This window comes from Pseudomonas sp. PDM15, assembly GCF_014851565.1.
In the GTDB taxonomy this organism is placed as follows: Bacteria; Pseudomonadota; Gammaproteobacteria; order Pseudomonadales; family Pseudomonadaceae; genus Aquipseudomonas.
Map to the genome: position 1 here is coordinate 374,618 of NZ_JACVAA010000005.1, position 23,236 is coordinate 397,853.

Consider the following 23,236-nt stretch of genomic DNA (forward strand, 5'->3'; position numbering starts at 1 on the left):
AGAAGACCCGAACCGCTTATGGCCCAGCAGAACGCCTATAACGCCGATGCCATCGAAGTACTGTCCGGTCTGGACCCGGTGCGCAAGCGCCCGGGCATGTACACCGACACCGCGCGGCCCAACCATCTGGCCCAGGAAGTCATCGACAACAGCGTCGACGAGGCGCTGGCCGGCCACGCCAAATCGATCCAGGTGATCCTCCACGAGGACAACTCGCTGGAAGTGGTCGACGACGGCCGCGGCATGCCGGTGGACATCCACCCGGAAGAAGGCATCCCCGGCGTCGAGCTGATCCTCACCAAGCTGCACGCCGGCGGCAAGTTCTCCAACAAGAACTACCAGTTCTCCGGCGGCCTGCACGGCGTCGGCATCTCGGTGGTGAACGCCCTGTCCAACCAGGTCGAGGTCAAGGTCCGGCGCGAGGGCAGCGAGTACCGTATGACCTTCGCCGACGGCTTCAAGGCCACCGACCTGGAAGTGATCGGCACCGTCGGCAAGCGCAACACCGGCACCAGCGTGCGCTTCTGGCCCGATCCGAAATACTTCGACTCGCCCAAGTTCTCCATCAGCCGTCTGAAGCACGTGCTGAAGGCCAAGGCCGTTCTCTGCCCCGGCCTGGAAGTCACCTTCACCGACAAGAACAACGGCGAGACCACTCGCTGGTACTTCGAGGACGGCCTGCGCTCCTACCTCGTCGACGCCGTCAGCGAATTCGTGCGCCTGCCCGACGAGCCGTTCTGCGGCAGCCTGGCCGGCAACAAGGAGGCGGTGGACTGGGCCCTGCTGTGGCTGCCCGAAGGCGGCGAGTCGCTGCAGGAGAGCTACGTCAACCTGATCCCCACCGCCCAGGGTGGTACCCACGTCAACGGCCTGCGCCAGGGCCTGCTGGACGCCATGCGCGAATTCTGCGAGTTCCGCAACCTGCTGCCGCGTGGCGTCAAGCTGGCGCCGGAAGACGTCTGGGAACGTATCGCCTTCGTCCTCTCGATGAAGATGCAGGACGCCCAGTTCTCCGGCCAGACCAAGGAACGCCTGTCCTCCCGCGAGGCGTCGGCGTTCGTCTCCGGCGTGGTCAAGGACGCCTTCAGTCTGTGGCTCAACGCCCACCCGGAAACCGGCCTGCTGCTGGCCGAACAGGCCATCGGCAACGCCGGCCGCCGCCTCAAGGCCGGCAAGAAGGTCGAGCGCAAGAAGATCACCCAGGGCCCGGCGCTGCCCGGCAAGCTGGCCGACTGCGCCGGCCAGGACCCGATGCGTTCCGAGCTGTTCCTGGTCGAGGGTGACTCCGCCGGCGGCTCCGCCAAGCAGGCCCGCGACAAGGAGTTCCAGGCCATCATGCCGCTGCGCGGCAAGATCCTGAACACCTGGGAAGTGGACGGCGGCGAAGTCCTCGCCTCGCAGGAAGTGCACGATATCGCCGTGGCCATCGGCATCGATCCGGGCTCGGCCGACCTGTCTCAGCTGCGCTACGGCAAGATCTGCATCCTCGCCGACGCCGACTCCGACGGCCTGCACATCGCCACGTTGCTCTGCGCCCTGTTCGTGCGCCACTTCCGCCCGCTGGTGGAAGCCGGCCATGTCTACGTGGCCATGCCGCCGCTGTACCGCATCGACCTGGGCAAGGAGATCTTCTACGCCCTCGACGACGCCGAGCGCGACGGCATCCTCGACCGCCTGGTGGCCGAGAAGCGCCGCGGCAAGCCGCAGGTCACCCGCTTCAAGGGCCTCGGCGAGATGAACCCGCCGCAGCTGCGCGAGACCACGATGGACCCCAACACCCGCCGCCTGGTGCAGCTGGGCCTGGACGACTTCGAGGCAACCCGTGAAGTGATGGACATGCTGCTGGCCAAGAAACGCGCCGGCGATCGCAAGAGCTGGCTGGAGAGCAAGGGCAACCTGGCCGAGGTCATCGCGTGAGGCTGAGCCTCGCTCTCGCCGGCCTGCTGCTCGCCTGCACGGCCACCGCGGCCGACAAACCCAAACAACCGGTCGAGCTGGAGCTGCTGGCCGAGCATGCAGTGGACGGCATGGCCGGTGGCAATCTGTCTGGCCTGACCCGCTGCGGCGTGGACTGGCTGGCGGTGTCCGACCGCGAGGACGATCGCCTGTATCGCCTGCAACCGGGCGCCGCCTGGCAGGCCGAGGCCGAAAGCTTCACCGCGCCGCCGGTGCCGACCAGCACCCTGCCCTGGGGCCTGCGCATGCGCACCTGGGCGGCCAACCTGGTGCGCGAGGGCGAGTTGGACTTCGAAAGCATCAGCTGCGACGACAAGGGCAACCGTTATCTGCTCAGCGAGGCGCATGTCGCCCTGCTGCAGGTCGGCCCCAGCGGCATCGCCGAATGGCTGCCACTGCCGGACGGCCTGGTGCGCCAGGCCCGCGCCAGTGGCATGCTGCTGCGCCACAATGCCCTGCTCGAAGGCCTGGTCATCGACCCGGCCGGCGAGCGCCTGTGGCTGGCCGCCGAGCGCGAGCGCCGGGGCTTGCTGGTGCTGCACAAGGACAAGGGCCGCTGGCGCTGCACCGGCGGCTGCATCCTGATGTCCGAAGCCGGCCAGCTGCGCTCGCCGCTCACGCCGCGGAGCGATGCACGCCACCCGCGCAGCTTCGGCGACCTGGCCTATCTGGATGACAAGCTGTTCAGCCTGGAGCGCCTGGAACAACGCATCTGCCGCCGCGACCCGGCCACCGGCGCGGAGCAGAAGTGCTGGTCGTTCGCCGCTGCCGCCCTGGCCGAGGGTCGCGTCTACCCCGAACCCTATGGCAACGCCGAGGCCCTGTGGCTGGACCAGGACGGCGCCTGGCTGGGCCTGGACAACAACGACCTGGCCCGCGCCGATGGCGAGAGCCGCCCGTTGCTGTGGCACTTCAAAGCGCCGGCCGGCGGCTGGAACGCACCGTGAGCGACAGACCCACCGGCCAGCGCGCCGCCCGCGTGATGCTGATCCTGGCCTGGGTCGCGGCCCTGGCCTTGGCCACGCACTGGTTCGGCAATTGGGAAGAGCAGCGCGACCACCCCAATCGCCAGCCGCAATCGGTACACGGCGATGGCTACATCGAGGTACGCCTGGCCAGCAGCCGCGGCGGTCACTACGTGCTGGACGGGCAGATCGACGGCCGGACCGTGACCTTCCTGCTCGACACCGGCGCCACGGCCGTGGCCGTACCGCAGAAACTGGCCAGCGAACTGGGCCTGCAGCCGGGCGCGCCGGTGCAGATCCGCACCGCTAATGGCACCGTCACCGGCGCCCGCACCCGTCTCGGTCTGCTGCAGCTGGGCGATATCCAACTGCGCAACGTGGCGGCGCTGATCACCCCGGGCATGGATGGCGACGAGGTGCTGCTCGGCATGAGCGCCCTCAAGCAACTCGAATTCACTCAGAAGGGCGGCACCCTGGTGCTGCGCCAATCGACTTCACTGAAATGACCATGAGGCACGCATGAGCGACACCCTCGATTTGAGCCTGGAAGGCGTGGAACGACGTTCCCTCGCCGACTTCACCGAGCAGGCTTATCTCAACTACTCCATGTACGTGATCATGGACCGCGCCCTGCCGCATATCGGCGACGGCCTCAAGCCCGTGCAGCGCCGCATCATCTACGCCATGAGCGAGCTGGGCCTGGACGCCGACTCCAAGCACAAGAAGTCGGCGCGTACCGTCGGCGACGTGCTCGGCAAGTTTCACCCGCACGGCGACAGCGCCTGCTACGAAGCCATGGTGCTGATGGCACAGCCGTTCAGCTACCGCTACACCCTGGTCGACGGCCAGGGCAATTGGGGTGCGCCGGACGATCCCAAGTCCTTCGCCGCCATGCGTTACACCGAGGCGCGCCTGTCGCGCTACTCCGAGGTGCTGCTGGCCGAGCTGGGCCAGGGCACCGTCGACTGGGTGCCGAACTTCGACGGCACCCTGGACGAGCCGGCCACCCTGCCGGCGCGCCTGCCCAATCTGTTGCTCAACGGCACCACCGGGATCGCCGTGGGCATGGCCACCGACGTGCCGCCGCACAACCTGCGCGAAGTCGCCAGCGCCTGCGTGCGCCTGCTGGACGAGCCGAGTGCCACGGTCGAGCAGCTGTGCGAACACATCCAGGGCCCGGACTTCCCCACCGAGGCGGAAGTCATCACGCCCAAGGCCGACCTGCTGAAGATCTACGAGACCGGCCGTGGCTCGGTGCGCATGCGCGCCGTGTACCGCGTCGAGGACGGCGATATCGTGGTCACCGCCCTGCCGCACCAGGTCTCCGGGGCCAAGGTGCTGGAGCAGATCGCCGCGCAGATGCAGGCCAAGAAGCTGCCGATGGTCGCCGACCTGCGCGACGAGTCGGACCATGAGAACCCCTGCCGCATCGTCATCATCCCGCGCTCCAACCGCGTGGATGCCGACGAGCTGATGACCCACCTGTTCGCCACCACCGACCTGGAGTCCAGCTATCGGGTCAACACCAACGTCATCGGTCTGGACGGCAAGCCGCAGGTGAAAGACCTGCGCACCCTGCTCACCGAGTGGCTGGTATACCGCGTCGGCACCGTGCGCCGCCGCCTGCAGTTCCGCCTGGACAAGGTCGAGAGGCGCCTGCACCTGTTGGAAGGTTTGCTCACCGCCTTCCTCAACCTGGATGAAGTGATCCATATCATCCGTACGGAAGACCAGCCGAAGCCGGTGCTGATGGAGCGCTTCGGCCTCACCGACATCCAGGCCGACTACATCCTCGACACCCGCCTGCGCCAGCTGGCCCGCCTGGAGGAAATGAAGATCCGTGGCGAGCAGGACGAGCTGGCCAAGGAGCGCGCCAAGCTGCTGGCCCTGCTCGGCAGCGAAGCCAAGCTGAAGAAGCTGGTGCGCCAGGAAATCCTCGACGACGCCGAGAAGTACGGCGATGACCGCCGCTCCCCGATCGTCGCCCGCGCCGAGGCCCGCGCCCTGTCGGAAACCGAGCTGATGCCGACCGAACCGGTTACTGTGGTGCTCTCGGAAAAAGGCTGGGTACGTTGCGCCAAGGGTCACGACATCGACGCCACCGGCCTGTCCTACAAGGCCGGCGACGGCTTCAAGGCCGCCGCGCCGGGCCGCTCGAACCAGTACGCGGTGTTTATCGACTCCACTGGGCGCAGCTACTCACTGGCCGCCCACTCGCTGCCATCCGCACGCGGCCAGGGCGAACCGCTGACCGGTCGTCTGCAGCCGCCGCCGGGCGCCACCTTCGATTGCGTGCTGCTGCCGGAAGACAGCGCCCTGTACGTGATCGCCTCGGACGCCGGCTACGGCTTCGTGGTCAAGGGCGAAGACCTGCAGGCCAAGAACAAGGCCGGCAAGACCCTGCTCAGTCTGCCCAACGGCTCGCTGGTGGTGCCGCCCAAGCCGGTGGCCAGCGTCGAGGACGACTGGCTGGCCGCGGTGACCACCGAAGGTCGCCTGCTGTTGTTCCCAGTACGCGACCTGCCGCAACTGGGCAAAGGCAAGGGCAACAAGATCATCGGCATCCCCGGCGAGCGCGTGGCCAGCCGCGAGGAATACCTCACCGACCTGGCCGTGCTGCCCACCGGCGCCACCCTGGTGCTGCAGGCCGGCAAGCGCACCCTGTCGCTCAAGCCGGACGACCTGGAGCACTACAAAGGTGAGCGCGGACGGCGCGGCAACAAGCTGCCACGCGGCTTCCAGCGGGTCGATTCGCTGCTGGTGGAGACACCGGCCTGAGCCGCCGCTGCGCTCAAGCGCAGCGCGCAAGGCATGCCGTAGAGCGCCGCGGGCTGGAGTCTGCGGCCGCTTTGACGGATCATACGCGGCCTTGACGTACGATCACGGCCGCCCGCGCGGCCCTCAGGTGAACCGATGAAACTGCTGCGCCTTTCTTCCGTACTGCTGCTGACCGGCCTCCTCGGCCTGGCTGGCTGCACGGCGCACAAGCCGATACCGCTGTACCAGCTGGACAACGGCAACTCCGCCATCCCCACCCAACCCCAGGGCCTGGCCGTGCTGCTCGGCCCCGTCTCGGTGGCCGACTACCTGCAACGCGAGACCCTGCTGCAACGCCAGACCGACGGCAGCCTGCTGGCCGCCGACGACGCGCGCTGGGCTGGCAGCCTGGCCGCCGACATCGACCAGTTGCTGCTGCGCCAGCTGGCCTGGCGCCTGGATAGCCAGCGCACCGTGCTGGCCCCCACCACCGCCGCCGACTTCAAGCCGGACGTGCAGGTGCTGCTGAACATCATCCGCCTCGACTCCGGGCCATCCCATCCGGCCGTTCTGGAAGCCCAGTGGCGCCTGCTGGACAAGGGCGGCCAGCTGCGCGACAGCCAGCTGCTGCGCCTGGAAGAGGCCCACAGCGGCACCACCGCCGACCAGGTCCAGGCCCAGAGCCGTCTGCTGCGCCAGCTGGCCCAGCGCCTGGCGGAAGCCATTGAGCCGCTGCGCAACCAGCCGATCGCCGAGGCGCCCAAGCCGGCCGTCACCCCGAAGCCAGCCAAGCCCAAGGCCGAGCAGCAACCGCGCATCCCGCTGGTGGCGCCGACCCGCAGCAACGGCGAAGTCCTGCGCTTCTGACCCACGCCCCCACAGAGCCGAGAGCCCGTCCCATGGCCCGCAAGAAAGCCGCCGTCGATTTCGAAAAATCCCTCGCCGACCTGCAGACCCTGGTCGAGCGCCTGGAGAGCGGCGAGCTTTCCCTGGAAGATTCGCTGACCGCCTTCGAGCAGGGCATCGGCCTGACCCGCGACTGCCAGGCCGCCCTGGCTCAGGCCGAGCAGAAGGTCCAGCAACTGCTGGAGCGTGACGGCGAGCTGGAGGAAGTGCCCTTCGACGCGGACGAGCAGGCATGATCGCCGCGTACCAGCAGCGCTGCCAGGCGCGGGTCGATGCCGCGCTGGAAGAATTGTTCGATGCCCCGCGCAGCGAGTTGGCCCGCCTGTACCAGGCCATGCGCTACAGCGTGGTCAACGGTGGCAAGCGCGTGCGCCCGCTGCTGGTGTACGCCGCCTGCGAGGCGCTGGAAGGTGACCTCGATCGTGCCGATGGCGCCGCCTGTGCGGTGGAGCTGATCCACGCCTACTCGCTGGTGCACGACGATCTGCCGGCGATGGACGACGACGACCTGCGCCGTGGCCAGCCGACCACCCATATCGCCTACGACGAGGCCTGCGCCATTCTCGCCGGCGACGGCCTGCAGAGCCTGGCCTTCGAGGCCCTGGCCGATGCCCGCCGTAACCCGCAGGACCCGGACCTGCGCCTGTCCATGGTCCTCGGCCTGGCCCGCGCCGCCGGCCCGGCCGGCATGGTCGGCGGCCAGGCCATCGACTTGGAATCGGTCGGTCGCCAGCTCGACCAACAGGCTCTGGAAACCATGCACCGGCACAAGACCGGCGCGCTGATCGAGGCCAGCGTGCAGCTCGGCGCCCTGGCCAGCGGCAAGGCCGACCTGGCCGGTCTGCGCTCCCTGCAGCAGTACGCCCGGGCCGTAGGCCTGGCATTCCAGGTGCAGGACGACATCCTCGACGTGGAAAGCGACACCGCCACCCTGGGCAAGACCCAGGGCAAGGACGAAGCCAACCACAAGCCGACCTACCCCGCCCTGCTCGGCCTGGAGCAGGCCAAGGCCTATGCCCTGGAGCTACGTGACCAGGCGCTGCACGCCCTGCGCTCGTTCGGCGACAGCGCCGAGCCGCTGCGCGAGCTGGCCCGCTATATAGTCGAACGCCGTAGCTAACCGTAGGTGACTGCGCTGGGTCGCTGCATGAGCGGCCCAGGATCAAACGCTGCAGCCACCGCCGTAGGGCGGGTGTAACCCGCGACTTGTGTCACGCGGGTTTCACCCGCCCTACGACTTTCTGTCAGGCAGCGGCCGCCTCGGGCAACTGCTCCGGCTCCGGTTTGCGCACCGCCACCAACAGCCCCGCGCGCACCAGCAGCCACGGCATCAGCCAGGCCACGAACAGGCCCATCGCCAGACCGCGCAGGCCCTGCCAGGCCAACGGCTCCCACGGCCAGGCGTCGCCCAGCAGCTTCAGACCCTTCTGCAGCAGGATGAAGGCCAGCGCACCGAGAACGGCCGCCGCCACGCGCCGCCAGACGGCGACCTCGGCGGAAAACGCCAGATTGCGATAACCGAACAGCACGCCGACCAGCATGCCCGCCATTAGAGGCACATAGCTCGGCGCCTCGCCCGGCCAGCTCAGCCAGGCGGCCAGGAACACCAGCAGGATCAGGCCCAGGTGCCAGCCGGCATGGCTTTCGTGCCAGCCGCTCCAGCGCCGCGCGAACTCGAACACGACGAGGCTGGCGATGCCCAGCAGCGAGCCGCCGAGCACGTCCTCCACATCATGGGCGCCGAGGTACAGACGGCTGAAGATGATTCCCGCCGCCACCACCGCGGCCACCAGCCAGGCCCAGGTCCGGCGCAGCTCCCAGGCCAGCCAGAACCAGATCACCACGGCGATCTGCGCATGGCCGCTGGGCAGGCCGAAACTCTCGCCCACCTCGTGGTCCATGCGCAGGGCGATGTCCGGCCGCGGGTCCTGCCAGAAGTCCTTGAGCCAGGCGTTGAGCAGCGCGGTGAGCGCCACCAGCACCAGCAGGCGCAGGAACACCCCGCGGCTCCAGGCCCAGTAGCCCAGCGGCAGGAAGAACAGGATGAATTTCTCGTAGCCGAGCAAAGTGAAGAAACGCATCAGCGGGGTCAGCGCGTCGCTGCGCAGCGGCAGCACCCAGTCCAGGCTGTGGAGCAACTCGTTCATGGCGGTCCTTGCGGAATCAAGCGAAACGGCAGAAATACCGGCCGGCGGCGCAGCCGACAAGGGCCGATTCGGACAAAAAGCTCGGCGGATCATCAGCCACCCTGAGTGGCGGGTATTCGTCGCGGCACAGTTGGCTGCGGCCGGTGGCGGCGACTGCCTAAGATGAGCCCATCACCAGACCCAGACAGAGCCGCCGGCCATGCCCTTCTCCTCCCTGCTGATCGCCAACCGCGGCGAGATTGCCATCCGCATCGCCCAGGCCTGCGCCGACCTGAACATCCGCTCGGTGGCCGTGTTCGCCGAGGACGACGGCGCCAGCCTGCACACGCGCAAGGCCGACCTGGCCGTGGCGCTGCAGGGCCGCGGCGTGCCGGCCTACCTGGACATGGACCAGCTGATCGCCATCGCCCGCGAACAGGGCTGCACGGCCATCCATCCCGGCTACGGCTTTCTCGCAGAGAACGCCGAGTTCGCCCGCCGCTGTGAGGCCGCGGGGCTGACCTTTATCGGCCCGGCGCCGGAGGTGCTGGAGCTGTTCGGCGACAAGGCCGCCGCTCGCCAACTGGCCGAACGCTGCGGCGCACCGCTGGTGGCCGGCATCAACCGCGCGGTGAGCCTGGACGAGGCACGTGCCTTCCTGGCCGAACATGGCGCCGCCATGCTCAAGGCCCTGGCTGGCGGCGGTGGGCGCGGCATGCGCGCGATCCATGACGCGGCGGAGCTGGATGAGGCTTACGCACGCTGCCAGTCCGAGGCGCAGGGCGCCTTCGGCAACGGCGCGCTGTATATCGAGCAGCTGGTGCAGAGTGCCCGGCATATCGAGGTGCAGGTGCTGGGCGACGGCGCGCAGGTCAGCCACCTGTGGGAGCGCGACTGCAGCCTGCAGCGCCGCCACCAGAAGCTGGTGGAGATCGCCCCCAGCCCCGACCTGAATGCCGGCCTGCGCGAGGCGATCATCGCCTGCGCCCTGCGCCTGGCGGCCGAGGTGAAGTATCGCGGCATCGGCACCTTCGAATTCCTGGTCGAGGGTGAGCGCTTCTTCTTCATGGAAGCCAACCCGCGGGTGCAGGTGGAGCACACGGTCACCGAGCAGATCACCGGCGTCGACCTGCTGCACACCCAGCTGCGCCTGGCGGCCGGCACCAGCCTCGCCGAGCTGGGCCTGCTGCAACCACCGGCGCCGCAAGGCTGCGCCGTGCAGCTGCGGATCAACCTGGAAACCCTGCACGCCGACGGCAGCGCGCGCCCGGCCGCCGGCACGCTGAGCGCCTACCAGCCACCGTCCGGCCCGGGCCTGCGCGTGGATGGCTACGGCTACGCCGGCTACCCGGTCAGCCCGGCCTACGATTCGCTGCTGGCCAAGCTGATCGCCAGCGCGCCCGACTACCCGGGCGCCCTGCGCCGCGCCTATCGCGCCCTCTGCGAATTCCGCCTGGAGGGCGTGGCGAGCAACCTGCATCTGCTGCAGAACCTGCTGCAGCGTGAGGAGGTCCTGAGCAACCGGGTCAGCACGCGCTTCGTCGAAGAGCAACTGGGCGAACTGCTCGGCGCCCACGGCACCGCTCACCCACACCGCTATTTCGCTGAGACCGGCAGCAGCGCCACCCACACCAACGTCATCGAGGCACCGGCCGGCACCCTGGCGCTGAGCACGCCGAGCACCGGCGTGCTGGTCAGCCTGGACGTAGCCGAGGGCGACAGCGTGGCCGCAGGCCAGCAGGTCGCCGTGCTGGAGGCGATGAAGATGGAGTTCGTCGTCCGCGCCGAACGCGGCGGCATCGTCCGCGCCCTGGCCGCAGCCCCCGGCGATGCGCTGGGCGAGGGCCAGGCCCTGCTGTTCATCGAGCCCGCCGAGGTCGATGGCGGGCACGCGCAGGACGAACAGGCGATCGATCTCGAACATATCCGCGCCGACCTGGCCGAGGTGCTGGAGCGCCACGCGCGCCTGACCGACGCGCGCCGCCCCGAGGCCGTGGCCAAGCGCCGCAAGACCGGCCAGCGCACCACCCGCGAGAACCTGCACGACCTGCTCGATGAAGGCAGCTTCAACGAGTACGGCGCCATGGCCCTGGCCGCCCAGCGTCGCCGGCGCTCCCATGAGGAATTGCTGGAACTGAGCCCGGCCGACGGCCTGGTGGCCGGCATCGGCACGGTCAACGCCGGCGCCTTCGGCAGCGAGGTCGCGCGCTGCATGGCCATCGCCTACGACTACACGGTGTTCGCCGGCACCCAGGGCGTGATGAACCACAAGAAGACCGACCGCATGCTCGGCCTGGCCGAACAGTGGCGCCTGCCGCTGGTACTGTTCGCCGAGGGCGGCGGCGGGCGCCCGGGCGACACCGATTTCGTCGGCGTGGCCGGGCTCGACTGCCACACCTTCGTCGCCATGGCCCGGTTGTCCGGCCTGGTCCCTACGGTAGGCATAGTCTCCGGCCGCTGCTTCGCCGGCAACGCCGCCCTGCTCGGCTGCTGCGACGTGATCATCGCCGCGAAGGACGCCACCGTCGGCATGGCCGGCCCGGCGATGATCGAAGGCGGCGGCCTGGGCAGCTTCAAACCCGAGCAAGTCGGCCCCACCAGCGTGCAAGGCCCGAACGGGGTGATCGACGTGCTGGTGGAGAACGAAGCCGAGGCCGTGCGCGCGGCCAAGCAGTACCTGTCGTACTTCCAGGGCTCGCTGGCCGACTGGCAGTGCACCGACCCGCGCGAGCTGCGCCATGTCATCCCGGAGAATCGCCTGCGCGTCTACGACATCCGCCGGGTGATCGAGCTGCTGGCCGACAGCGGCAGCGTGCTGGAACTGCGCCGCCAGTTCGCCCCGGGACTGATCACCGCCTTCATCCGCATCGAGGGCAAGCCGTTCGGCCTGCTCGCCAACAACCCCGCGCACCTGGGCGGCGCCATCGATGCGCTGGCGGGAGATAAAGCCGCGCGCTTCATGCAGCTGTGCGACGCCTTCGATATGCCCATGGTGTCGCTGTGCGACACCCCCGGCTTCATGGTCGGCCCGGAGGCGGAGAAGCAGGCCACCGTGCGCCATGTGTCGCGCATGTTCGTCGCCGCCGCCAGCCTGTCCGTGCCGTTCTTCACCCTGGTGCTGCGCAAGGGCTACGGCCTCGGTGCCCAGGCCATGGCGGCCGGCAGCTTCCATTCGCCACTGTTCACTGCCGCCTGGCCCAGCGGCGAATTCGGCGCCATGGGTCTGGAGGGTGCGGTGCGCCTGGGCTTCGCCAAGGAGCTGGCCGCCCAGGAGGACGACGCGGCGCGCCAGGCGCTGTTCGACAAGCTGGTGGGCAAGGCCTACGCCAACGGCAAGGCGCTGAACATGGCCAGCTACCTGGAGATAGACGCCGTCATCGACCCCGCCGAGAGCCGCGCCTGGCTGCTGCGCGGGCTCAACGCGGCGCCGAAAGCGCCCGCGCGCGCAGGCAAGAAGCGTCCCTTCGTCGATACCTGGTAAGGAGCACGGGCATGCACATCGAGCACCAGCTGCTGGCGGTCAACGGCATTGACCTCAGCCTCTACAGCGCCGGTCCGGCGCACGGCAAGCCGGTGTGGCTGCTGCACGGTTTCCCCGAGTGCTGGTACGCCTGGCACCCGCAGATCGAGGCGCTGGCCGCCGCCGACTACCGGGTGTTCGCCCCGGAGATGCGCGGCTACGGGCGGAGCAGCGCGCCGACAGATCCCGCCGCCTACGACCTGCTGACCCTGTGCGGCGATATCCAGGGCGCCATGGACGTCCTCGGCCAGGATCGCGTCGCCATGGTCGGCCATGACTGGGGCGCACCGGTGGCCTGGCACCTGGCGTTGCTGGAACCCGAGCGGGTGCAGGCGCTCGGCGCACTCTCCGTGCCATTCGGCGGCCACCCCAAGCGCCCGGCCATCGAGATGATGCGCGAGGCCTACGCCGGGCGCTTCCACTACATCCTCTACTTCCAGCAGCCGGGGCTGGCCGAGGCCGAGCTGGATGCCGACATCGGCCGCAGCCTGCGCCTGCTGCTCGGCGGCCTGGAGGGCGCGCTGCTGGCCGACAAGCCGGCCGATGCGCGCCTGTTCGATGGCCTGGGCGACCTGCCGCTGCCGGCCTGGTGTTCGCCCGAGCTGTTCGCCGTGTACGAGCAGACCTTCGCCGGGCGCGGCTTCCACGGTGCGCTGAACTGGTACCGCAACTTCGAACGCAACTGGCAGCGCAGCGAGCCGCTGGCCGAGCTGCAGGTAGAGCAGCCGACCCTGTTCCTGCTCGGCGACCGCGACCCGGTCGGGCGCTTCGAGGCGCCGACACTCACGCGCATGGCCGCCAAGGTGCCACGCCTGGAACAGCACCTGTTGCCCGGTTGCGGCCACTGGCTGCAGAGCGAGGACGGCGCGCGGGTGAACGCCCTGCTGCTGGACTTTCTGGCGCGGCATTACGCCGCGGACTGATCCGCTTACAGGTCGTTTGGGCTGTTTCCGGCGCTTCAGGTAAACTGCCGCATCTTTTGTATGCCTATAACGATCTGCCTGATGCCGACCACCTTCCACGAAATCCCCCGCGAGCGTCCCGCCACGCCCCTGCTCGACAGCGCCGACACCCCGGACGGCCTGCGCCGCCTGGCGGAAAGCGAGCTGGAAAGCCTGGCCGACGAGCTGCGCCAATACCTGCTGTACAGCGTTGGCCAGACCGGCGGGCATTTCGGTGCCGGCCTCGGCGTGATCGAGCTGACCATCGCCCTGCACTACATCTTCGACACCCCGGACGACCGTCTGGTGTGGGACGTGGGCCACCAGGCCTACCCGCACAAGATCCTCACCGGCCGCCGCGAGCGCATGGGCAGCCTGCGCCAAAAGGACGGCCTGGCCGCCTTCCCGCGCCGCAGCGAGAGCGAGTACGACACCTTCGGCGTCGGCCACTCCAGCACCAGCATCAGCGCCGCGCTGGGCATGGCCATCGCCGCCCGCCTGCAGGGCAGCAAGCGCAAGGCGGTGGCGGTGATCGGCGACGGCGCACTGACCGCCGGCATGGCCTTCGAGGCGCTCAACCATGCCTCCGATGTGAAGGCCGACATGCTGGTCGTGCTCAACGACAACGACATGTCGATCTCCAAGAACGTCGGCGGCCTGTCCAACTACCTGGCCAAGATCATCTCCAGCCGCACCTATTCGAGCATGCGCGAAGGCAGCAAGAAGATCCTTTCGCGCCTGCCCGGCGCCTGGGAGATCGCGCGCAAGGTCGAGGAGCACGCCAAGGGCATGCTGGTGCCCGGCACCCTGTTCGAGGAACTGGGCTGGAACTACGTCGGCCCCATCGACGGCCACGACCTGCCGACCCTGGTCGCCACCCTGCGCAATATGCGCGACCTGGAGGGCCCGCAGTTCCTCCATGTGGTGACCAAGAAGGGCAAGGGCTTCGCCCCGGCCGAGGTCGACCCGATCGGCTACCACGCCATCACCAAGCTGGAGCCGATCAAGGCGCCAGTCGAGCCGAAGCAACCTTCTGGCCCGAAATACTCCGCCGTGTTCGGCCAGTGGCTGTGCGATATGGCCGAGCAGGACGAGCGCCTGGTCGGCATCACCCCGGCAATGAAGGAAGGCTCCGACCTGGTGGCCTTCAGCGAGCGCTTCCCGGAGCGCTACTTCGACGTCGCCATCGCCGAGCAGCACGCGGTGACCCTGGCCGCCGGCATGGCCTGCGACGGCGCCAAGCCGGTGGTGGCGATCTACTCCACCTTCCTTCAGCGCGCTTACGACCAGTTGATCCACGACGTGGCCGTGCAGCACCTCGACGTGCTGTTCGCCATTGATCGCGCCGGCCTGGTCGGCGAAGACGGCCCGACCCACGCCGGCAGCTTCGATATCTCCTACCTGCGCTGCATCCCCGGCATGCTGGTGGCCACCCCCAGCGACGAGAACGAGCTGCGCCTGCTGCTGACCACCGGCTACCACTTCCAGGGCCCGGCGGCCGTGCGCTACCCGCGCGGCAGCGGCCCCAACACGCCGATCGATCCGCGCCTGGAGCCGGTCGAGATCGGCAAGGCCGTGGTCCGGCGCCAGGGCAAGCGCACCGCCCTGCTGGCCTTCGGCGTGCAACTGGCCGAGGCGCTGCGTGTCGGCGAGTCGCTCGATGCCACCGTGGTCGACATGCGCTTCGTCAAACCGCTGGACGAGGCCCTGCTGCGCGAGCTGGCGGCCAGCCACGAGCTGCTGGTGACCATCGAGGAGAACGCCGTGATGGGCGGTGCCGGCAGCGCGGTCAGCGAATTCCTCGCCGCCGAAAACATCGTCAAGCCACTGCTGCACCTGGGCCTGCCCGACTATTACGTGGAGCACGCCAAGCCGGCACAGATGCTCGCCGAATGCGGGCTGGACAGCGCCGGCATCGAGATGGCGGTGCGTGCACGACTGGCACAGCTGGCTGGATGAGCCATGCTCATCCAGCCCTGAATCCAACTTGTTTGTAATTCATCCATCTGCGCACTAAGGTGCGCGGCGTTTTTGCATTCCGCCAAGGTGCGCTGCGTCCACAGGAGCAGCGTTAAACGGGAAGCCGGTGAGCTCATGGAGCAATCCCGGCGCTGCCCCCGCAACGGTAATCGACCGCAGCCCACCGGCTGCACGCCCGCTCATCAGCCACTGGGTTTCCCGGGAAGGCGAGCCGGCGCGTCGAGAGCCCGGAGACCGGCCTGGACGGATTCGACTGGTGTTGCGGAGGGCAGCACCGTCAGGCGCCCGCCCGCGCCTGTCCTGCCCTCCTCGAAGTCTTGCGATCTTTGAGGAATCTCCATGAAGCTGTCCCGTTCCCTGCCTCTCTCGGCCCTGGCCGTTGCCCTGCTGCCCGGTGCCAGCACCCTGGCTGCCGATCAGGAGGCCGCGCTGAAGCTGTCCGAAACCCTGATCAGCGCCAACCGCGACGTGCAGCAGCGCAGCGCCAGCAGCGCCGCCAGCACGGTGTTCACCCGTAGCGACATCGAGCGCCTGCAGCCCTCGTCAGTGACCGAACTGCTCAGGCGCGTGCCCGGCGTGCAGGTGACCGACAACGGCATCGGCAGCCTGACCAGCCTGTATATCCGCGGCACCAAGTCGGCCCAGAGCCTGGTGCTGGTGGACGGCATGCGCATCGGTTCGGCCAGTTCTGGCGACAGCAACCTGCAGCACATCAACATCGACCAGATCGAGCGCATCGAAGTCCTGCGCGGCCCACGCTCTGCGGTGTATGGCGCCGACGCCATCGGCGGCGTGGTACAGATATTCACCCGCCGCAGCGCCGGCGCAGGCCTAAAGCCCTTCGTGCGCGTCGGCTACGGCAGCCACAGTACCTGGCAGCGCAGCGCCGGCATCTCCGGCGGCGACGAGCAGACTCGCTTCAGCCTGGCCGGCAGCCTCAACGAGACCAACGGCTTCGATCGCAGCGGTCCGTCCTACGAGTCCGACCAGGATCACGATGCCTACCGCAACAAGGCCTTCAGCCTGAGCCTCAGCCACAGCTTCAGCGACCGCGTCGAGGCCGGCATCAACGTGCTCGACCAGCGCGGTCGCACCGAATTCGACAATCCCTTCGGCCGCTTCGACATGACCACCTTCGAGTCGGTCGGCCAGGATCCGTACAGCGACTTCACCGTCAGCAGCGTCTCCAGCTACCTCGATGCGCAGATCAACGATGTCTGGAGCAGCCGCCTGGAAGTCGGCCACAGCGAGAACCGGGAAGAGAGCCTGGACAAGCTCAGCGACGAGCGCGGCGTCTTCAACACCTATCGCGACTCGGTGAACTGGCTCAACACCCTGGCTCTGGGCGACGGCCACAGCCTGCTGCTGGGCGCCGACTGGTACGAGGACCAGCTCAACAGCAACACCGCCTTCGACGAGCAGCAGCGCTGGAACCAGGCGGCCTTCGTCCAGCACCGCTATGACGGCGGGCACTTCTCCACCGAACTGGGCTTGCGCCACGACAAGAACGAGCAATTCGGCAGCGAAAACACCTGGAGCGGCGCCCTGACCCTGCCGCTGAACGCCGCCAACGACCTGATCCTGTCCTATAGCGAAGGCTTCCGCGCGCCGACCTTCAACGACCTGTACTACCCGGACTACAGCAACCCGAACCTCAAGCCCGAACACTCGAAGAGCTACGAGCTGCAATGGCGCAGCGAGCTGAGCCAGAGCACCCGCCTGGAGGCCTCGCTGTACCGCACCGACATCCAGGACGCCATCGCCAACGACCAGGACTTCATCCCACAGAACATCGCCACCGCGCGCATCCACGGCTTCGAGGCGACGCTGCAGCAGGAGCTGTTCGGCTGGCAGGGCCAGCTCGGCATCGCCTTCGTCGACCCGCGTGACCGCGACACCGGCCACACCCTCAACCGCCGCGCCCGCCGCACCCTGAGCCTGGATCTGGACCGCGCCTTCGGCGACTTCGCCGTGGGCGCCAGCTGGCAGGCCGCGAGCAGCAGCTACGATGATCCGAACAACCAGTACCAGCTGGCCGGCTACGGCCTGCTGGGCCTGCGCGGCAGCTGGCAGGCAACCGGCGAGCTGAAGCTGGAGGCGAAGATCGACAACCTGCTGGACAAGGACTACCAGCGTGCCCTGTACGAGCACGAAGGCGAGCGCTACGGCTACCGCCAGGAAGGCCGCACGGCAATGCTCGGCTTCGTCTGGACCCCTGAGCTGTAGCGTCGATCAACGCAATACAGAAGGCCCCTTTCGGGGCCTTTTGTCTTTCTGCGCCACGGTGCGGCTCAACGAGCCTTGGCCAGCACCGCGCAGAGTTTTCCGATAGCCGCCAGCATCTGAAAGCTGGGGCGCTCCAGGCCCTTGTCCGGTACCGTCCACAGCTGCTGGCGCTGCACCGCCGGCAACTGCGGCCAGGCCCGCCAGTGCTGCAGCTCGACGGCGCTGCCGGCGAGTATCACCTCCGGCGCGCGCCCCAGCACCGCTTCGACATTGACCTGTGGCGCCGGCAGCTGCAGGTCGGCGAACACGTTGCGCGCACCGCATACGCCCAGCGCGTCACCAATGATCTGCCGCCCGCCGATGGTGTACAGCGGCTCATGCCAGACCTGGTAGAACACCGGCAGTGGCGGTTCGCGCCGGTAGCGCTGGCGCAGGCTCGCCAGGCCATCGCGGAAGCGCTGACGCAGCTGGCGACCACTCTCGGCATGGCCGACCCGCTCGCCGACCTCAGTGAACTGTTCGGCCAACTGCTCGAGGTCATGGGGCTCGCCGACATAAAGCGGGATGCCGAAGGACTTCAGCTGTTCGCGCTGGGCCGCAGGAACGCTGTCCGGCCATAGCAGCAACAGATCGGGGCGCAGGGCCAGCAGGGTTTCCAGCTCCACCTGGCCATAACGCCCCACCGAGGGCAGCTGCTTCAGCTCAGGCGGCCGAGCGCCACCATCGAGCACGCCGACCAGGCGCTCCGCGGCACCCAGCTCCAACATGATTTCCGACATCGAGGGGGCCAGGCTGATCACTCGCTCCGCCGCACCCAGCGGCAGGCTCAGGATCAGCAGACAGGCGGCGAAAAGGCGCTTAGCCAAGCTGGCGCGGGATGCGATACAGACAGAGCAGCACGACGCTGCTCAGGGCGAGCAGGATCAGGGCGACGGCATTCAGCCCGCTGAACAGGGCAATGGCGGCGACCCAGGCCGGCAGGCAGGCGCCGAGGAAGGCCTTGCGCCGCTGGCGGGCCAGCTCCAGCCAGGCCTCGCGCTCATGTTCGCCATCCAAGGCGGCCTCGGTGGCGATCAGCGCGCGCTTGTAGGCGGAGAACAGCGGCAGGCTGATGAACATGGACGCCATGCCAGCGATGAACAGTGGCATCTCCAGCACCGTGCCCAGCGCCTGGCTGCCGCCGAACAGCAGATTGAGGAAGAACAGCGGTGCCAGGGCGAAGCCGAGCCAGCGCCACCATTCGAGGGCGAGCCGGCGCCGCACCTCGGTGCGCGTCACTCGGTCTCTTCCTGGTGTTGCAGCCCCAGCATGTGGCCGAGCTTGCCGGCCTTGGTCGCCAGGTACTTGCTGTTGTGCGGATTGCGCCCGATCTCCAGCGGACGGCGCTCGGCCACGCGCACGCCGAAGCCTTCCAGCGCCTTGACCTTGCGCGGATTGTTGGTCATCAGGTTGATCTCGCGAACGCCCAGGTGATCGAGCATCGGCTGGCAGATCGAGTAGTCGCGCTGGTCGGCGGCGAAGCCCAGGCGCTCGTTGGCTTCCACCGTGTCGGCCCCGCCATCCTGCAGCTCGTAGGCGCGGATCTTGTTCAGCAGGCCGATGCCCCGCCCTTCCTGGCGCAGGTACAACAGCACGCCGCGGCCTTCGCTGGCGATGGCACGCAGGGCGGCCTCGAGTTGGGCGCCGCAGTCGCAGCGCTGGCTGAACAAGGCATCGCCGGTCAGGCACTCGGAATGCAGGCGACCCAGCACGGGCTGGCCATCGGCGATATCGCCCAGGGTCAGGGCCACATGCTCCTTGCCGCTCTCCTCATCGAGGAAACCGTGCATGGTGAACACCGCGAAAGGTGTGGGCAGCTTGGAGGCGGCGACGAAGACGACGGACACCGGGTGCTCCTGTTGGACGTTCGGCAGAAAAGGCCGGCATTGTACCAGCCGTGACGGCCCCCGGCGCAGCCTGAATTATCGGCGATAAGGATCGAAAGGGCCGATGAATCGGCCAAGCCGCACCTAGAGTTTGGACTCCAGCTGCAGTACGCCGTTTTCCTCGCGCCAGCGCACCCGGCTGAGGAAGCTCATGCCCAGCAGCACTTCGGTGGGCGAGTCGCCCTCCAGCACTGCACCTTCCACACCGAGCACTTCTAGGCCGCCGATCTTCACGCTGTCGAGCTTGATCCGCCAGGCGCGGATATTGCCGCCGGCGGTGCTGGCAACCATGGGCTTGCCCTGCACCCGGTAGTCGATGCCCAGGCGGCGGGCCTGGCCTTCATTCATCGCCACCGAGGTGGCGCCGGTGTCGACCAGGAACTGCACCGGGTGGCCATCGATGGAACCGGCGATCCAGTAGTGGTTGCCGACCCCGCGGCTGATGCTGAGCTGGGCCTTCTGCGGCCCGGAGCTGGCGCCGGCCTGGTTGTATTCGCGACTGATGCCGTAGCTGCGTTGCACGCCATCGACTTCCAGTACCGCGCCCTTGCTATCGGCGCTGATTACCTTGACCCCGCCAGGGCCGGTCTGGCCATTGCGCACCAGCTTGCGCTGGCCATCCACCAGCAGCACCGCGGCGCCGGGGAACAGGCCGACCACCTGCACCTGCGTCTCGGCATGCAGCAAGGGAGTCAGGACCAGCAGCAGGCTGGCGGCGAACAGCTCAAGGCGACGCATCGGGGATCTCCATGTCCTCGTCGAAGGGATAAGGCTGCTGCCAGCGACGGAACACCGCTCGCAACCCGCCGTCACGCACCAGCTCGGCCATGCGCCGATCGAAGAGTTCGGCCAGGGCGCGACCGCGGGCAGTATCGGCAAAGCCGGCATACAGCGGCAAGCGGGTCAGCGCAGTAGTGCGAAAGCGCGCAGGGTCCGGGCCCTCGCGGAGCACATCCTCGACCTCGGTGGAGGCATCCAGGAAGAAGTCGGCATGGCCCAGTTCAAGCATGCGCAGGATACCGACACGACGCTGGATCTCCTCGTAGCGCTTAACCCCGGGCAGGTAGCGCTGATATTCGTAGCCACGCATCCACGACAGGCGGTACTGACCGATGTTCTGCAGCGTCGGTACCGGCTGTTCGCCCAGGGACAGGGCGACGATCTGGTCGGCATCGTAGGGCCAGCGCGGATAGACGATCTTCTCGCTGACCTCGTCGCGATAGGAGCCCAGCCAGGCATCCGCCTCGCCGCGCTGGACCAGGCCGATGGAGCGGGTGTACGGCACGATGCGGAAGTGCATCTTCACCCCGGCCGGCTCGAACACCTGGCGCATGATGTCCCAGGCCAGGCCGCTGCCGTCCTCGTTGGTATGGCCGACCCAGTGCTCGCTGACCAGCTGGACCTCGGCCGGCAGTGCCTGGCCGGCCTGGGCGCTCGGCCAGCCCAGGCACACCAGCAACGCCAGCCAGCAGACACGCATGTACAGCCTCCGAATCAGGCCAGACTCCAGCCCCAGACCAGCAATTGCATCGCCAGCCAGGCGAACACGCCAGCCAGCACATCGTCCAGCATGATGCCGATGCCCCCGTGCACATGGCGGTCGATCCAGCGGATCGGCCAGGGCTTGAGGATGTCGAAAACGCGGAACACTACAAAGCCTAGCAGCAACCACTGCCAACCCTCAGGCACCAGCCAGAGGGTGATCCACATGCCGACCATCTCGTCCCAGACGATGCCTTCGTGGTCGTGCACCCCCATGTCCTCGGCCACCCGGCCGCACAGCCAGAAGCCGAACAGCATGGTCACGCCGAGCATCAGCCAGTAGCCCCAGTCCGGCAGCATCTGCCACAGCGGGATGAAGGGGATGGCCACCAGCGAGCCCCAGGTCCCCGGCGCCTTGGGCATCAGCCCGGAGCCGAAACCGAAGGCGAGAAAATGCCAGGGATTGCGCCACACCCGCGGCGCCACTTTCACCAGTTCAGTCACCGCTACTCCCGAAATGCTGATAACCCGCCCGTGGCGGTTCGATGGGACGGCCCTGGCCGTCTATTAGCTGCACGCCCTGCCCCGCCAGTGCCTGGCCGATCACCACGGCCTCGGGCCATTGGGCCTGCAGTGCAGGCAGGAGTTCAGGCGGCAGGGTAAAGGCCAGGCGGTAGTCATCGCCACCGCTCAGTGCACAGTCCAGCGCCCCGCTGCCGGCCAGGGCACGCAGGGCCGGCGCCAGCGGCAGGCTGTCCTGTGCGATCTGCAGCGCCAGGCCGGAGGCCACGGCGATATGGCCACAGTCGGCCAGCAGACCGTCGGAGATATCCAGAGCTGCCGTGGCCTTGCCGCGCAACCACTGGCCGAGAGCCAGCTGCGGCTGCGGCGCCCAGTAGCGCGCCAGCAGATAGTCGGCCGTCTCGCCCTGCACCGCCTGCTGGCCCAACACCAGCGGCAGCGCGCCGGCGCCGTCGCCCAGGCTGCCGCCGACGCAGAGCAGATCGCCAGCGCGCGCACCGCTGCGGGTCAGCGCCTGGCCGGTCGGCACCTGGCCGAACACGGTGAGGGTCAGGCACAGCGGGCCGCGCGTGGTATCGCCTCCGACCAGGGCCAGGCCGCTGGCCTCGGCCATGCGCGACAGGCCTCGGGAGAAACTCTCCAGCCAGGCCGGATCGGCCTGCGGCAGGGTCATGGCGAGGGTGAAACCGAGCGGCGCGGCGCCCATGGCCGCCAGATCACTGGCCGCCACGGCCAGCGCACGCTGGCCGAGCAAAAAGGCATCGCAGGGGTCGGGGAAATGCACGCCAGCCACCAGAGTGTCGGTGGACACGGCCATTTGCTGGCCGGGACCCGGCTGCAGCAGGGCACAGTCGTCGCCGATGCCCAGTGCCACGCCTTCGGCCGCCTGCGCACAGGGCGCGGCGGCGAAGTAGCGGCGGATCAGCTCGAACTCGCCCACAGCAAGCTGCCGGATCAGCGCTTGTTGGCTTTGACTTCGGCCGCGCGCAGCACCGGCGCCAGCTTGTCCAGCACACCGTTGACGAACTTGTGGCCGTCGGTGGCGCCGAACACCTTGGCCAACTCGATGCCTTCGTTGATCACTACCTTGTACGGCACGTCGACACGGCTGGTCAGCTCCCAGGCAGACAGGCGCAGGATGGCCAGTTCGACTGGGTCCAGCTCTTCCAGGGGGATGTCCAGGAAGACGGAAAAGGACTGGTCCAGCTCGGTCTTCTGCCGCGCCACGCCGAGGAGGATCTCGTGGAAGTAGGCGCCGTCGACGCCGCTGAAATCGTTATCGACGCGGAACTGCGCTTCGATCTCGTTCAGCGACTGACCGGCCATGTGCCACTGATACAGCGCTTGCATGGCCAGGCTGCGGGCCACGCGGCGCTGGGCGATCTTACCCTTGGCCTTGGGCTGCGGAGCGTCCTGGCTGTCGTCGTGGTTCAGGCTCACTTGGCCTCCAGCTGCGCCAGCAGACTTACCATTTCCAGGGCGGACAGGGCAGCTTCGGCGCCTTTGTTGCCGGCCTTGGTGCCGGAGCGCTCGATGGCCTGCTCGATGGAGTCGACGGTCAGCACGCCGAAGGCAACCGGCACGCCGTATTCCATGGAGACCTGGGCCAGGCCCTTGGTGCACTCGCCGGCAACATATTCGAAATGCGGGGTACCGCCACGGATCACCGCGCCGAGGGCGATGATGGCGGCGAACTCGCCGCGCTGGGCGACTTTCTGGGTGACCAGCGGAATCTCGAAGGCACCCGGCGAGCGGATGATGGTGATGTCGCTTTCCTTCACGCCGTGGCGGACCAGGGCGTCGACGGCGCCGCTGACCAGGCTCTCGACGACGAAGCTGTTGAAGCGGCCAACCACCAAAGCGAATTTGCCTTGCGGGGCGATGAAGGTACCTTCGATGGTCTTCAGGGTCATGGGCGAGTCTCAGTCTG

The 23,236-nt window shown here is 68.2% G+C and carries 21 protein-coding genes and 1 riboswitch; of the genes, 11 read left to right on the forward strand and 10 right to left on the reverse strand.

The window, feature by feature from the left end:
• Window positions 1-18 precede the first annotated feature (18 nt).
• From parE to ispA, 7 genes are all read left to right on the forward strand, one after another.
• Window positions 19-1,917, forward strand: a complete 1,899-nt coding sequence (parE, locus tag IB232_RS16375) for a DNA topoisomerase IV subunit B (protein ID WP_192399665.1) — start codon at window positions 19-21, stop codon at window positions 1,915-1,917.
• A complete protein-coding gene (locus tag IB232_RS16380) occupies window positions 1,914-2,903 on the forward strand; it encodes an esterase-like activity of phytase family protein (RefSeq protein WP_318652278.1) in 990 nt (329 codons plus the stop codon). The genes parE and IB232_RS16380 overlap by 4 nt, the downstream gene beginning before the upstream one ends.
• A 35-nt stretch (window positions 2,904-2,938) precedes the next feature.
• The gene (locus tag IB232_RS16385) at window positions 2,939-3,427 is read left to right on the forward strand and encodes a TIGR02281 family clan AA aspartic protease (RefSeq protein ID WP_225592370.1); all 489 of its coding nucleotides are present in this window, start codon (window positions 2,939-2,941) and stop codon (window positions 3,425-3,427) included.
• A 13-nt stretch (window positions 3,428-3,440) separates the two neighbouring features.
• Window positions 3,441-5,699, forward strand: a complete 2,259-nt coding sequence (gene parC / locus IB232_RS16390; RefSeq protein WP_192399667.1) for a DNA topoisomerase IV subunit A — start codon at window positions 3,441-3,443, stop codon at window positions 5,697-5,699.
• 135 nt (window positions 5,700-5,834) lie between these two features.
• Window positions 5,835-6,545 (forward strand): membrane integrity-associated transporter subunit PqiC, encoded by a 711-nt coding sequence (locus tag IB232_RS16395; protein WP_192399668.1) that lies wholly within the window; start codon window positions 5,835-5,837, stop codon window positions 6,543-6,545.
• 32 nt (window positions 6,546-6,577) lie between these two features.
• Window positions 6,578-6,820, forward strand: a complete 243-nt coding sequence (locus tag IB232_RS16400; RefSeq protein WP_137970801.1) for an exodeoxyribonuclease VII small subunit — start codon at window positions 6,578-6,580, stop codon at window positions 6,818-6,820.
• Window positions 6,817-7,704 (forward strand): (2E,6E)-farnesyl diphosphate synthase, encoded by an 888-nt coding sequence (gene ispA, locus IB232_RS16405; RefSeq protein WP_192399669.1) that lies wholly within the window; start codon window positions 6,817-6,819, stop codon window positions 7,702-7,704. Before IB232_RS16400 ends, ispA begins: the two co-directional genes overlap by 4 nt.
• A gap of 124 nt (window positions 7,705-7,828) precedes the next feature.
• On the opposite strand, the gene IB232_RS16410 is transcribed toward ispA, so the two are convergent.
• The gene (locus IB232_RS16410; RefSeq protein WP_192399670.1) at window positions 7,829-8,731 is read right to left on the reverse strand and encodes a phosphatase PAP2 family protein; all 903 of its coding nucleotides are present in this window, start codon (window positions 8,729-8,731) and stop codon (window positions 7,829-7,831) included.
• Window positions 8,732-8,930: 199 nt separating this feature from the next.
• Between IB232_RS16410 and IB232_RS16415 the strand changes: the two genes are divergently transcribed.
• From IB232_RS16415 to IB232_RS16430, 4 genes are all read left to right on the forward strand, one after another.
• Window positions 8,931-12,191 carry a carboxyl transferase domain-containing protein gene (locus tag IB232_RS16415; protein WP_192399671.1) on the forward strand — a complete coding sequence of 1,087 codons (3,261 nt, stop codon included), beginning with the start codon at window positions 8,931-8,933 and terminating at the stop codon, window positions 12,189-12,191.
• Between the two features lie 11 nt (window positions 12,192-12,202).
• On the forward strand, window positions 12,203-13,153 hold the full coding sequence (locus tag IB232_RS16420; protein WP_192399672.1) for an alpha/beta fold hydrolase: 951 nt from the start codon (window positions 12,203-12,205) through the stop codon (window positions 13,151-13,153).
• Window positions 13,154-13,234: 81 nt separating this feature from the next.
• Window positions 13,235-15,130, forward strand: coding sequence for a 1-deoxy-D-xylulose-5-phosphate synthase (dxs, locus tag IB232_RS16425; RefSeq protein ID WP_192399673.1), 1,896 nt, complete (start codon window positions 13,235-13,237; stop codon window positions 15,128-15,130).
• Between the two features lie 68 nt (window positions 15,131-15,198).
• Window positions 15,199-15,409, forward strand: a riboswitch (cobalamin riboswitch).
• Window positions 15,410-15,490: 81 nt separating this feature from the next.
• Entirely contained in the window at window positions 15,491-17,377 is a 1,887-nt protein-coding gene (locus tag IB232_RS16430) for a TonB-dependent receptor domain-containing protein (protein WP_192399674.1), read from the forward strand.
• Window positions 17,378-17,442: 65 nt separating this feature from the next.
• On the opposite strand, the gene IB232_RS16435 is transcribed toward IB232_RS16430, so the two are convergent.
• From IB232_RS16435 to ribE, 9 genes are all read right to left on the reverse strand, one after another.
• Window positions 17,443-18,243 (reverse strand): cobalamin-binding protein, encoded by an 801-nt coding sequence (locus IB232_RS16435; protein ID WP_192399675.1) that lies wholly within the window; start codon window positions 18,241-18,243, stop codon window positions 17,443-17,445.
• Window positions 18,236-18,655, reverse strand: a complete 420-nt coding sequence (locus IB232_RS16440) for an MFS transporter (RefSeq protein ID WP_192399676.1) — start codon at window positions 18,653-18,655, stop codon at window positions 18,236-18,238. Before IB232_RS16440 ends, IB232_RS16435 begins: the two co-directional genes overlap by 8 nt.
• Window positions 18,652-19,263 carry a GTP cyclohydrolase II gene (ribA, locus tag IB232_RS16445; protein WP_137970792.1) on the reverse strand — a complete coding sequence of 204 codons (612 nt, stop codon included), beginning with the start codon at window positions 19,261-19,263 and terminating at the stop codon, window positions 18,652-18,654. Before ribA ends, IB232_RS16440 begins: the two co-directional genes overlap by 4 nt.
• Before the next feature lie 123 nt (window positions 19,264-19,386).
• Window positions 19,387-20,040 carry a TIGR02281 family clan AA aspartic protease gene (locus tag IB232_RS16450; protein WP_192399677.1) on the reverse strand — a complete coding sequence of 218 codons (654 nt, stop codon included), beginning with the start codon at window positions 20,038-20,040 and terminating at the stop codon, window positions 19,387-19,389.
• Window positions 20,027-20,782, reverse strand: a complete 756-nt coding sequence (locus tag IB232_RS16455; protein WP_192399678.1) for a substrate-binding periplasmic protein — start codon at window positions 20,780-20,782, stop codon at window positions 20,027-20,029. The genes IB232_RS16450 and IB232_RS16455 overlap by 14 nt, the downstream gene beginning before the upstream one ends.
• Before the next feature lie 14 nt (window positions 20,783-20,796).
• The gene (locus IB232_RS16460) at window positions 20,797-21,288 is read right to left on the reverse strand and encodes a phosphatidylglycerophosphatase A (RefSeq protein ID WP_318652279.1); all 492 of its coding nucleotides are present in this window, start codon (window positions 21,286-21,288) and stop codon (window positions 20,797-20,799) included.
• Window positions 21,281-22,246 (reverse strand): thiamine-phosphate kinase, encoded by a 966-nt coding sequence (gene thiL / locus IB232_RS16465; protein WP_192399679.1) that lies wholly within the window; start codon window positions 22,244-22,246, stop codon window positions 21,281-21,283. Before thiL ends, IB232_RS16460 begins: the two co-directional genes overlap by 8 nt.
• A gap of 14 nt (window positions 22,247-22,260) precedes the next feature.
• Window positions 22,261-22,740, reverse strand: a complete 480-nt coding sequence (gene nusB, locus IB232_RS16470; protein ID WP_225592374.1) for a transcription antitermination factor NusB — start codon at window positions 22,738-22,740, stop codon at window positions 22,261-22,263.
• Window positions 22,741-22,742: 2 nt separating this feature from the next.
• The gene (gene ribE / locus IB232_RS16475) at window positions 22,743-23,219 is read right to left on the reverse strand and encodes a 6,7-dimethyl-8-ribityllumazine synthase (protein ID WP_192399681.1); all 477 of its coding nucleotides are present in this window, start codon (window positions 23,217-23,219) and stop codon (window positions 22,743-22,745) included.
• Between the last annotated feature and the right edge of the window lie 17 nt (window positions 23,220-23,236).